General features: G+C 26.5%; 9 protein-coding genes. 4 read left to right on the top strand and 5 right to left on the bottom strand.

What is annotated here, in order from left to right:
* The first annotated feature begins 99 nt into the window (after positions 1 to 99).
* Positions 100 to 447 carry a helix-turn-helix domain-containing protein gene (locus Q0K52_RS08190; protein ID WP_297298356.1) on the top strand — a complete coding sequence of 116 codons (348 nt, stop codon included), beginning with the start codon at positions 100 to 102 and terminating at the stop codon, positions 445 to 447.
* Here Q0K52_RS08190 and Q0K52_RS08185 read toward each other — a convergent pair.
* Entirely contained in the window at positions 442 to 1,245 is an 804-nt protein-coding gene (locus tag Q0K52_RS08185) for a Cof-type HAD-IIB family hydrolase (RefSeq protein WP_297298354.1), read from the bottom strand. The two genes, Q0K52_RS08190 and Q0K52_RS08185, sit on opposite strands and share 6 nt — an antisense overlap.
* A 42-nt stretch (positions 1,246 to 1,287) precedes the next feature.
* The gene (locus Q0K52_RS08180; RefSeq protein ID WP_297298352.1) at positions 1,288 to 2,091 is read right to left on the bottom strand and encodes a Cof-type HAD-IIB family hydrolase; all 804 of its coding nucleotides are present in this window, start codon (positions 2,089 to 2,091) and stop codon (positions 1,288 to 1,290) included.
* A gap of 257 nt (positions 2,092 to 2,348) precedes the next feature.
* Between Q0K52_RS08180 and Q0K52_RS08175 the strand changes: the two genes are divergently transcribed.
* On the top strand, positions 2,349 to 3,149 hold the full coding sequence (locus tag Q0K52_RS08175) for an FkbM family methyltransferase (RefSeq protein ID WP_297298350.1): 801 nt from the start codon (positions 2,349 to 2,351) through the stop codon (positions 3,147 to 3,149).
* A 75-nt stretch (positions 3,150 to 3,224) separates the two neighbouring features.
* Here the strand turns inward: Q0K52_RS08175 and Q0K52_RS08170 are convergent, their stop codons facing one another.
* The 3 genes from Q0K52_RS08170 to Q0K52_RS08160 form a co-directional block, all read right to left on the bottom strand.
* A complete protein-coding gene (locus Q0K52_RS08170; protein ID WP_297298348.1) occupies positions 3,225 to 6,971 on the bottom strand; it encodes a phosphoribosylformylglycinamidine synthase in 3,747 nt (1,248 codons plus the stop codon).
* Between the two features lie 377 nt (positions 6,972 to 7,348).
* Complete coding sequence (locus tag Q0K52_RS08165) at positions 7,349 to 8,899, bottom strand: hypothetical protein (RefSeq protein WP_297298346.1); 1,551 nt, start codon at positions 8,897 to 8,899, stop codon at positions 7,349 to 7,351.
* A 451-nt stretch (positions 8,900 to 9,350) separates the two neighbouring features.
* On the bottom strand, positions 9,351 to 9,770 hold the full coding sequence (locus Q0K52_RS08160; RefSeq protein WP_297298344.1) for a hypothetical protein: 420 nt from the start codon (positions 9,768 to 9,770) through the stop codon (positions 9,351 to 9,353).
* A gap of 188 nt (positions 9,771 to 9,958) precedes the next feature.
* Between Q0K52_RS08160 and Q0K52_RS08155 the strand changes: the two genes are divergently transcribed.
* The gene (locus tag Q0K52_RS08155) at positions 9,959 to 10,342 is read left to right on the top strand and encodes a VOC family protein (protein WP_297298343.1); all 384 of its coding nucleotides are present in this window, start codon (positions 9,959 to 9,961) and stop codon (positions 10,340 to 10,342) included.
* A 14-nt stretch (positions 10,343 to 10,356) separates the two neighbouring features.
* Positions 10,357 to 12,057: an amidohydrolase gene (locus Q0K52_RS08150; protein ID WP_297298341.1), complete on the top strand. Its 1,701-nt coding sequence runs from the start codon at positions 10,357 to 10,359 to the stop codon at positions 12,055 to 12,057.
* The last annotated feature ends 99 nt before the right edge of the window (positions 12,058 to 12,156 follow it).

Below are 12,156 nucleotides of genomic sequence, written 5' to 3'. Positions count from 1 at the left end.
TAATTATGACTTATAATACATTAATAAATTAGTTACACAAGAACGGAAATAATTGTTATTAAGTGACATTTATTTCACTATAAACTATTAGGATATTATATGAAAAAAATAAAAGTAGCATCAGAAATAGGAGTTACACTTTATATGATAGGAGGTAAGTATAAACCTCTTATATTAAATTATCTTATAGAAAACAAAACAAAAAGATTTAATGAAATGCTTCGCTATATGAAGCCTATATCTCAAAGGACTTTAACTAATCAGCTTAGAGAATTGGAGGAAGACGGTCTTATAAATAGAAAAGTATATGCTGAAGTTCCTCCAAGAGTAGAATATTCTATAACAAAAAAAGGCAAATCATTATCAAAAATATTAGAAGCTATGTGCGAATGGGGAGAGAAAAATATTGATGAAAGATTTGAAATAACTAATCCTCAATGTTTATAATTCAAAAACATTTTTCAAAAAGTTTCCTACTCCGTCTTCTTCATTTGAAAGGGTTGTGTAATTAGCTTTTTGTTTAACCATTTCTTCAGCATTAGCCATAGCAACCCCAATGCCGGCATATTCTATCATTTCAATATCATTAAAATTATCTCCGAAAGCTGCAGCATTATCTAAACTAATTCCTTTCTTTTCACAAATCCATTTTAAAGAATTTCCTTTGCTTGAATATTTTGAAATTACTTCTAAAAAGTTAGATCCGGAATAGCATGTATGTACATCAAAGTTAGAGTCTATTTCTTCTTTAAAGTTTTCTAAAATATTTCTTTCTCCCAAAATAAGTATTTTATCAAATTCATAATCAACAATATTTTCAAGCCCTATAGTAAAATTTCTTCCTTTTTCTCTTTGTACATAAGATTTAATAGGGAAGTCATCATCTGATATTATATATTTGCCGTTTTCGTATACATGAATACAAACATTGTATTTCTTACTTAATTCTATTATTGGTTTTGATGAATCTTTTTCAACAGTTTTTCTGTATATAACTTCTCCATTTTCATCAACTATTGAGGCACCATTAAATATTATAGCATTATTTTTATTATTAAGTATTTCATTATACTTTTTTATGCCTTCATAAGGTCTTCCGCTTGATAATATTAATTGAATATTGTAATCATTAATAAGTGTTTTTAATATTTCTTGATTGAATTTTGAAATTTCTTTATTGTTATTTAGTAAAGTTCCGTCCAAATCAGCAGCTATTAATTTAATAGTATCCTTTGAAATATTCATTTATATATCCTAAAATATAAATTTATAGAAATAATTTAATTTTTATAATTCAAAAATATCTTTTAAAAACTTTCCTACTCCATTTTCTTCATTTGAAAGTGCAGTATAATTAGCTTTTTGTTTTAATTCTTCTTCAGCATTAGCCATAGCAACACCAATACCAGCATACTCAATCATTTCAATATCATTAAAATTATCTCCGAAAGCTATAATATTATCAGGGCTTATTCCTTTATTATTACAAATCCATTCTAGCGATTTTCCTTTATTTCCAATTTTAGATGTTATTTCTAAAGATAAATCTCCAGAAAAAGAAGAATGAACATCAGTATTTTCTGATATTTCTTTATAAAGTTCGTTTAAAATATCTCTTTTACCCAAGATAAGCATTTTATCAAACCTGTAAGTTTCAATATGTTCAAGTCCTATAATAGGATCAATAGTCTGCTCTTTTTGCACATAAGATTTTATAGGAAAATCCTCTTTTGATACAATATATTTTCCATTATCATAAACATGAACGCATACATCATATTTTTCTGATAGTTTTATTATAGTTTTTGCATCATTTTCTTCTACAGTTTGTTTATATATAACATTACCATTATTATCAACTATAGAAGCACCATTAAAAATAATAGAATAATTATTATTTTCTAAAAGTTTATTATAGCTTTTTACTCCTTCATAAGGTCTTCCGCTTGATAATATTAATTGAACATTATAATCATTAATAAGTGTTTTTAATATTTCTTGATTGAATTTTGAAATTTCTTTATTGTTATTTAATAAAGTTCCGTCCAAGTCAGTAGCTATTAATTTAATTTTTTCTTTTGAGATATGCATTATTTATTCCTCTAAATTAATTTTAATAAAAAAGTAATATTTATAATAAAAAAATTGCATTTTAATCTTTTATAATATATAATAAAATATATGAATATTCAATTTTTTTATAAAAATTCTGGTTAAATCTACAAGCCAAGCCAAGCCAAGCCAAGCCAAGCCAAGCCAATATAACAGTTTTTACTTTAACAAATCATACAACCTAACAATCAATGTTAGGATTTTTTCATTTTAAAAATTTTAATACAGGAGATATTATGGATCATAAAACAATTGACAGAATAGTATGGTGGATACCTTTTAAACAACTAAGAAAAGATATAAGAAGTGTTTTAAATGATATCAATTATATAAAAAATGTAAATGAAAGAACTTACAAAATGTTATCAAAAGAAAATATAATATATCATTCTCAATTAGAAGATATGGATTTTTATTTCTATGATTCTCTCTTATCTTGTACAGCAGAAGTAGTTTCAAAAGAAGTTGATTTATATAATTTAAATACAATAAATTTTAAAGAAGGTGATGTAGTAATCGATATAGGAGCTAATGTAGGTATTATATCCATATACTTAGCTAAAAAGTATCCATTTTTAAAAATATATTCTTTTGAACCTGTAAAACAAAATTATGAGAATTTAATTAAAAATATAAAAATAAACAATATACCTGATGGAATAATAACAGCTGAGAATATAGCAATAACTAAAGACAGGAGAAACATAGATATAATTACACCATTAGATAATACAGGAGGAAGCAGTTTTTCAATAGATCGTCATTTAAATGCTGTTAATTCAAACATCAATATAGCTGTAAAATCAATGACATTTGATGATATATTTAATAAATATAATATAGATAAATGTAAATTATTGAAAATTGACTGTGAAGGTGCTGAATATGAAATATTATATAATGCCAATGAAAATAATTTAAAAAAATGCTGTAATATGAGAGGCGAATTTCATGGAAGTGAATCAGAGCAAAAAAAATTATATGAATATTGTTTGAAATACATAAATAATATTGAATATCAGGAAGCTATTTGTTAATTAAATATTTTTATTATTATAAAAGCTGTAATCTTTATTTAAGACTACAGCTTTATTCTTTTATTTATATATTTTTTATTTAAAATAGTTCACGCCATTTTCAAAAATATTATAAATATCTTTTGTTATGATGTTTTTGTATAAATTGTTTCCGTATCTTTCACTATGTCCCATTTTACCGAATACTTTTCCGTCCTCTGAAATTATACCTTCAATGGCATAAACTGAACCATTAGGATTGAATCTAAACTCATTAGTAGGCTTTGATTCTAAATTAACATATTGTGTAGCAACTTGTCCTTTTTTGATTAACTCTTTTACTGTATTTTCATCGGCAAAGAATCTTCCCTCACCATGAGAAATAGGAACAACTAATTCGCTTCCTACTGGAATATTGTATAACCAAGGAGAATTATTTGATACTACCTTTGTTGTCACCATTTGAGAAATATGTCTTCCTATTTTATTGAATGTAAGAGTAGGAGAGTTTTCTGTAATGTTTCCTATTTTTCCATAAGGAAGAAGTCCTGATTTTATCAATGCTTGGAAACCATTACATATACCCAAAACAAGTCCGTCACGTTCTAATAATTTATGTATAGAATTTTTAATTTTTTCATTTGTAAGTATTGCAGATATAAACTTTCCGGAACCGTCAGGCTCGTCTGCCGCACTGAATCCTCCAGGTATCATAAATATTTGAGAATTATCTATTTTTTTAGACATTTCTTCAATTGATTCTTTTATGTATTCTGGTTTAATGTTTCTAAATACAAAAATATCAGTATTTGCACCAGCATCAGAGAATGCTTTTTGAGTATCATATTCGCAGTTAGTACCTAAGAATGCAGCTATTAATACATTAGGTTTAGCAGTTTTATTTTTGCATATAAATGGTGCTTCTCTTTTGTATTCAGCTAATGGATAAGTTTCTATATCTTCATAAGTTTTATAAGGGAATACTGGAGATAATTTATCAAGCCATGATTTTTCTATTTCTTCTAAATCTACAGTTTCTCCGCATACTTTTATTTTGTATTCATTTATAGTTTTTCCTATAAGTACAGCATTTTTATAATTTAATTCTTCTTTAGTTTCTACTATAAATGAAGCAGGCATTAAATTAAAGAAATAAAGCTCATCTTTTATATCAACACCTATTCTGTTTCCGAAAGACATTTTTGTTAAAGCTTCAGCAATACCTCCGAATTTAATTGTATAAGCTGATAATATTTTTTTGTCTTTAATATTTTGGTGTATAAAGTCAAAGTTCTCTTTTATTTCAGCAACATTTGGCATGTAATTTTCTAACATATTATGTTTTATCAAGTAAACATAATTATTAGCTGATTTGAACTCAGGAGATATAACATCATTAGAGTTTACAGTTGATACTGCAAATGATATTAAAGTTGAAGGTACTGATATATTATTGAAAGTACCGCTCATAGAGTCTTTACCGCCTATAGCTGGTATATCAAATTCAGTTTGTGCATATATTGTACCAAGCAATGCAGAATAAACTTTACCCCATTTTTTAGGATCTTGTCCTAATTTCTCAAAATATTCTTGGAATGATAATCTTATATTATTATAATCAGCACCTATAGAAACAAGTTTTGACATTGATTCTATTACGGAATATATACCGCCATGAAACTCTGACCATTTCATTATAGAAGGATTGTATCCCCAAGTAATAGCAGAAGCTGTATTTATTTGTTTGGCATTATTATCAAATATAGGTATTTTTTGAATGCTTACATCACTTGGAGTCATTTGGTATTTTCCGCCGAAAGGCATTAATACAGTTGTAGCACCTATTGATGAATCGAACATTTCAATAAGTCCTTTTTGAGAAGCAATGTTTAAATCTTCTATCATATTAAACCAATGAGATTTTAAAGAACATGCATTCTTTGTATTAAAAGGATTATTTTCAAAATCTATATTTTTAAGTACTGCATTAGTTTCCTGCTTAGCTCCGTTTGTATCTAAAAACTTACGGTTTATATCTACAATCTTTTTGCCTTTTAAATACATTACAAGTCTGTTAGTATCTGTTATAGTTGCGACTTTTGTAGCTTCAATATTTTCTTCATTGGCAAGTTTTATAAATGTATCTGCATCTTTACTTTCAACAACAACAGCCATTCTCTCTTGAGATTCTGATATTGCTAGTTCAGTACCATTCAAACCTAAATACTTAACAGGAAGTACATCAAGATTGATATCAATTCCGTCTGACAATTCACCTATAGCAACGGAAACACCGCCTGCCCCAAAGTCATTACATTTTTTTATTAACTTGGTAACTTCTTTATTTCTGAATAATCTTTGTATTTTTCTTTCTTCTGGAGCATTACCTTTTTGTACTTCAGCACCGCAAAGTCTTAAAGATGTATCAGTATGGCTTTTTGATGAACCTGTAGCACCGCCGCATCCATCTCTTCCTGTTCTTCCTCCAAGTACTATAACTATATCGCCTGCTTTTGGTTTTTCTCTGCGAACATAGTTTACAGGAACAGCACCCACAACAGCACCTACTTCAAGTCTTTTTGCCTTATATCCTTCATCATATATTTCATTAACTAAACAAGTTGTAAGTCCTATTTGGTTGCCGTAAGAAGAATATCCTGCTGCTGCAGTTGTTGTTATTTTCTTTTGAGGAAGTTTTCCAGCTAAAGTGTCTTCTAGCTTTTCTAATGGATTAGCACTTCCTGTAACTCTTATTGCCTGATATACATAGCTTCTTCCAGAAAGAGGATCTCTTATAGCTCCTCCCAAACAAGTAGAAGCACCTCCGAAAGGTTCAATTTCTGTAGGGTGATTATGAGTTTCGTTTTTAAACATTAATAAATATTTTTCTGTTTTATTTTTTCCATTCTCATCAACAGCATCAACATCTATATAAATAGAACATGCATTTATTTCATCTGAAATTTCTAAATCTTCAAGCTTTCCTTTTTTCTTTATGTATTTAGCGGATACTGTTGCCATATCCATTAAATTAACATCTCTTTTTATATCAACATCTTCACCGTAAAGCTCTTTTCTCATATCATGATATTTATTAATGGCATTAAGTATAACTTCTGAAAAATTACTTTTATCATTTTCTAATTTTACATCATTGATTTTTGTCATGAATGTTGTATGGCGGCAGTGATCTGACCAATATGTATCAAGAACTTTTATTTCTGTTTCTGTTGGATTTCTTTGTTCTTCATGTTTGAAATAGTCTTGTACAAACTCTATATCTTTATAAGTCATAGCCAAATCAAGTTTATCTCTGTATTGAGCTAATTCTTCACTATTAAATTTTATAAAATTTTCAACATCTTTAATATCATCAGCTTTTTGTGACTGTTCAATTTCTAACTTGTTTAAATCCTTTTCTCTGCTTTCTACTGGGTTAATATAGAAGTTTTTGATTTTTTCTATAGTATCATTATCTATATCGCCTTCAAATACCACAACCTTTCCGCTTACAATAGAAACATTTTCTACATCGTTATAAATTAATTTTAAACATTGCAATGCTGAATCTGCTCTTTGATCAAATTGTCCTGGTAAATATTCTACAGCAAAATATTTTAAATTTTCAAAATCTTTCTTTTCTACTATTTTATCAGTAGGAGGTTCAGAAAATATTACTTTGATAGAATTATTTAATTGGCTTTCTTCAATATTAAAAATATCATAAACATTGAGAAGTCTTACAGAACACTTTATTTTGAAATTTTCTTTTAATTGATTTTCCAATCTTTTGGCTTCCAAATTGAAACCTTCTTTTTTTTCGATAAAAATACGGTAATTCATTGATTATTCCTCATTTTAGAATAGAGTTTTTTATTATTAATGCATTATATATGTAATGATTATTATATCAATAGTTTTTATATAATTAATAAATATATATGAGATTAAGTGCTTATTTAATAGATATATATCGTATATACTGAAACAAATATACTTTGTCAAAAATAATTTTTTTAATTTTTCAATATCTGCCGGGCTTTGCCAACCACGCTGTGTGCTTACGCAAGCCCCCACTTCTTTGCAATCTAAGGAAGTATAGTAAAGTGTGCGTCTGATTACTTATTATTGTAGAAAAATTAATAATTTATCTTACAGAACATATTTAAGTAATATAATTTACATTCATAAAAAATAAAAAAATTGACAAAATATAAACATTATTTAATTTGTTGCTCTGTATTTATTTTATATTCTTTATATGTAATATATTGTTTATTACTGTAAATAACTTGCATATTTGAATTATTAAAATTTTTATCAAAACTATCAACTACATTGTATCTGATTTTAGAATTAGTATCTATATAAAAATTAGTATTATCTATTTTAAATAAAATATAAGGGTAATTATTACCTGCATACAAATCAAATGTTGAATTTGAAGCATCTCTATTTATTGCTTCTATATGATCCATCATAAAATTCCATCCGGAATTATCTGAATTTTTATAAATAATGTATTTATTCTCTATATATACAGCTAATGGATTTAATAATATAAATATTAAAAATAAATTAAATATTTTTTTATTTTCAATTTTCTTTATTAAAAATATTATAGGTATAAAAGTTAATGGGTATATATGGAAAAAATATCTAGCTCTTGCAGCACCCAAATTTAATATCATAAAAACTGCAACACTCACTATTATATACAAAAAGTATATTAATGCTGTTTCTTTAAATATAGGATTATCATTAAGCTTTTTTTGAAAGAAATCTTTTAATAGAATAATAAAAGAGATTATTCCTATTAAAATAGATATAATATAAAAAATAAAGCTAAACAAAAGTTTTATATCACCATTTAACCAAGGTCTAAATATTGCTGATATAGTATTACCATAATTGAAATTTGCCTCATTAGTAGGAAAAAATAATACGGACCAAATTTGCGGCGGCTGTATTATAGTTTTTACTTGACTTTTTAAACTTATGGCATTGTTAAGATTCTGAAATCCATTGTTAATTTCAGATATTATATATGGAAGATATAGCAAAAAAGAAATAAATACACCTATTAATAGTGGCAATATATATTTTTTAGTTGTTTTCCATCTTATAATGAAATAAACTATAAGAGTAGGTACTATAGTAAAAAATGTAGCCATATGTCCCATTGCCTCTAAAGCAATTATAGGAAATATTAATACTGCATACAAAAAATTAAATTTGGAATTTGTGGAATATTCTAAAATTATTGGTATTGATATATATGAAAGCATAAATACTGTTTGAGGATTATAAAATCTGTTAGTTACTGTAAAAAATGTTATATTTACAAAAATAAGCGAGGTCATAATAGCAAATATTTTAAATCCAAATTTTTTATATATCCATAATAAAAATATTACAGATAATAAAGACATAACTATCCCATATAGTATTCTAGCAATATATAAATTTTCACCTGATAAAAAATAATAAAACATATATTCTATATAAAAAAATCCTCCTGGTATTTTTGGGATTTTATTATTGAATACTTCTGAATTTTTACTATATTCATTTGCTACATAATCTGCTCCAACCAAAAAAGCACCAGTAACAGGAAATATTTTATTATCATAATATTGTCTCATATGATAATAATGTTCTAACATATCAGAATTTAATGAATATTTATTTGTTAATTGATATCTTGTAATAATTCCAATAATTATAGAAAATATAATGATAAATATATAAATGCTTATTTTTTTTCTCATTTTTTTACCCAATAATTTTTTATTACTTTAAATAAGTTAATACTATAAATATTTAATTATATCATAATAAGATAAAGATACAATCAATTTTATAGTAATTTATATATGTTTATAGTATTTATTAGAATACACCTAAACAACTATATTTTGTAAATATATTATCAACTTTTTTGTCGCTCAGGCTCTGCGGACTTCGTCAAAGTTGCTACCTACGGCACGCAGAGCGTCTGCAAAAGAAGTAGGGGTTCGGGGGCTAGTCCCCGAAAATAATAAAAACATAAAAACTATTTTTTGACAAACTATAGTTGTTTTGGTATATACCTAAACAACTATACTTTGTCAAAAGTAAAGTTATATTTTTGTTTTTATATCTGGGGCTTTGCCCCATACCCCACTTCTTTTGTTGCCACAAAGAAGCAAAAAGGCTACATTTGGGCTTTAATTTAATAAATTATCTTACATGTAAGACAATTTTAGTATGATTTAGTACTAATTCTATCCTTGCACTTTTTGCAACTTTTTGCGGCGGGAAAAAGTTGACTAAAAAAATGACAAACTTAAAAATTTTTAGTATATACTCATAAATTTCATTATTATCAGTATCAGAATTTTTTTCTTTTAAAAAATCTTTCAAATCTATTCCAATAGATCTAGCTATCGTTAATACTTCTAAAGAATGAGTTAATCTTGTTCTTACAAAATCATTAGTTTCTAATGTGGAAACTTTGGCTTTATCTTGAAGTCTTATAAATGATGGACTAAATATTATTCTTCCATAATCTTGTTCGAAATAACTTCTTTTATCAAATATGGTATTTTCTTCTTCTCTTTTTCTTCTTGTTATATTTTCTTTGCTTAAAAGTTTTCCCAAGTTAATTTTATATTTATATCCTGTATTTTATTTATACAAAATATAAGTGTAAAATAAAAAATAAAAACAATATATAGTTCATGAAATAACTATATATTGTTTATTATTATAAAATAATTAAGAATATGTATTTTTAATTTTTGTATTAATGTTATAATATTATTATAAATTTATTATAAGGCTATTAAATGAAAATATCTCATATTGCAATCTGGGTTAAAGATTTAGAAAAAGTTAAGAATTTTTATATTAAATATTTTAACTGTAAATGCAATGATAAATATGTTAATGAAAAAAAAGGTTTTGAATCATATTTTCTTACATTTGATGATAATTGCCGACTTGAAATAATGAGCAGAAAAGATATAAAGGAAAGAAATACTAATGATGAAATATACGGATTTGCTCATATTGCCATATCTGTAGGAAGTAAAGAAAAAGTTGACAGCCTTACAAAAGAATTAGAAAAAGACGGATTTACAATTTCCTCATATCCTAGAACTACTGGAGACGGATATTATGAAAGTGTAGTTCTTGATATTGAAAATAATAAAATAGAAATAACAATTTAATTAAGGGGTTTAAGATGAAAAAGGTATATTTCTTTATTTTTTGTTTAGTTATAGGAATGTTTATTAATTCATGCCATGACAAAATTACTCATAAAATAAAGGTTTATCATAATGGAAATATACTTACAATGAAAGGAGATGAACCTACTTATGCTAAGGCTATTGAGGTAAGAGATAATACTATAATGAAAGTAGCATATACTGATGAAGATGAAAAAAGCATTGTAAATAATGTATATGCTGAAGTTGTAGATTTGCAGGGTAAAACTTTAATGCCTGGATTCATAGATTCTCATAGTCATTTGGTAAGATTTGCACAGTCCCTTACAACAGTAGATTTAACAGGTTCTACTAATTTACTTGAAATAGCACAAAAGATTACAAATTATATAGAAGTAAATAAATTAAAGTCAGATGCTTGGGTAATAGGATTCGGATATGATAATAATTTACTTCCGGAGAAAAAGAATCCAAATAGAGATGATTTAGATAAAATTTCTACAACACACCCAATATTTATAACTCATGCCTCCGGACATGTTGGGGCAATGAATTCTAAAGCATTAGAAGAATTTGGAGTTGATGAGAATACTCCTGATATAGAAGGCGGAGTAATAGAAAGATATCCAAACAGCAGAAAGCCTACAGGATATATGGAAGAAACTGCTTTTTTACATTATGCAAATAGTATTAATTTTGAATTAACAGACGAAGATTTGATGAGATTTATCAATCAGGCAGAAGATGTTTATTTAGGATATGGTATTACAACAGCACAAGATGCTTTATTATCAACTGCCGAATTCCCTCTTGTTATTAATATGATAACTAATAATAGATTCAGAATGGATGTTATAGGATTTATAGATTTAAAAACTTCTGATTCTATAGTAGAAACAAATCAAGAAATGGTAGGAAAATACAGTAATAGATTTAAAATAGGCGGATACAAGATATTTTTAGATGGTTCTCCTCAGGCAAAAACTGCGTGGCTAGAACAGCCTTATGTAAGCGGCCCAGCAAGATACAGAGGATATGGAATATATAGTAATGCAGATGTAGAAAAATATGTTGAAAAGGCTTTAGATGATGAAATACAGCTTCAGGCTCATTGTAATGGAGATGCAGCAGCAGATCAGTATATAAATGCATTCAGCAATGTTATGCAAAAAAGAAATACTACAAACAATTATAGAGCGGTTTTGGTTCATAGCCAAATAGTAAGAGAAGAACAATATACTTCTATGTCTAATCTTAATATTATACCTTCTATATTTGTAGCACATGTTTATCATTGGGGAGATGTTCATATAGCTAATTTAGGAATGGAAAGAGCTTCTCAAATAAGTGCCTCAAAAACAGCATTAAACAATAATTTAGCTTTTACATACCATCAGGATACGCCAGTAATAAAACCGGATATGCTTGAAACTATTTGGTGTGCAGTAAATAGAGTAACTATGTCCGGTATTGTACTTGGTGAGAATCAGAAAGTTTCTCCTTATGAAGCATTAAAAGCTATTACTATAAATGCTGCATATCAAAATAAAGAAGAAGATATAAAAGGTACATTGGAAGAAGGAAAATTAGCTGATTTAGTTATACTTAGCGATAATCCTTTAACTTGCGAGCCTATGAGTATAAAAGATATAGAGGTTCTCGAAACTATTAAGGAAGGAAAAACTTTATATTTAAAGAATAATGCTGCTATTTAATTAAAATTATATCTTAATTTATAAGTGTTTAAGAGCCATAGATATTGCACACTTTTAGTTTAAAAAAAGAAGGTATTCCTTATAATTTAAATTACTAGA

The organism is uncultured Brachyspira sp., assembly GCF_944390845.1.
GTDB classification, from domain to species: Bacteria; Spirochaetota; Brachyspiria; order Brachyspirales; family Brachyspiraceae; genus Brachyspira; species Brachyspira pulli.
Note: the sequence above shows the minus strand (reverse complement) of the source record. Positions and strands in the feature narration are given on the sequence as shown.

What these genes read in the sequence shown, in the direction of transcription:
- Q0K52_RS08190 (WP_297298356.1), top strand. Translation starts at nt 100, where the DNA reads ATGAAAAAAATAAAAGTAGCATCAGAAATAGGAGTTACACTTTATATG.
- Q0K52_RS08185 (WP_297298354.1), bottom strand. Translation starts at nt 1,245, where the DNA reads ATGAATATTTCAAAGGATACTATTAAATTAATAGCTGCTGATTTGGAC.
- Q0K52_RS08180 (WP_297298352.1), bottom strand. Translation starts at nt 2,091, where the DNA reads ATGCATATCTCAAAAGAAAAAATTAAATTAATAGCTACTGACTTGGAC.
- Q0K52_RS08175 (WP_297298350.1), top strand. Translation starts at nt 2,349, where the DNA reads ATGGATCATAAAACAATTGACAGAATAGTATGGTGGATACCTTTTAAA.
- Q0K52_RS08170 (WP_297298348.1), bottom strand. Translation starts at nt 6,971, where the DNA reads ATGAATTACCGTATTTTTATCGAAAAAAAAGAAGGTTTCAATTTGGAA.
- Q0K52_RS08165 (WP_297298346.1), bottom strand. Translation starts at nt 8,899, where the DNA reads ATGAGAAAAAAAATAAGCATTTATATATTTATCATTATATTTTCTATA.
- Q0K52_RS08155 (WP_297298343.1), top strand. Translation starts at nt 9,959, where the DNA reads ATGAAAATATCTCATATTGCAATCTGGGTTAAAGATTTAGAAAAAGTT.
- Q0K52_RS08150 (WP_297298341.1), top strand. Translation starts at nt 10,357, where the DNA reads ATGAAAAAGGTATATTTCTTTATTTTTTGTTTAGTTATAGGAATGTTT.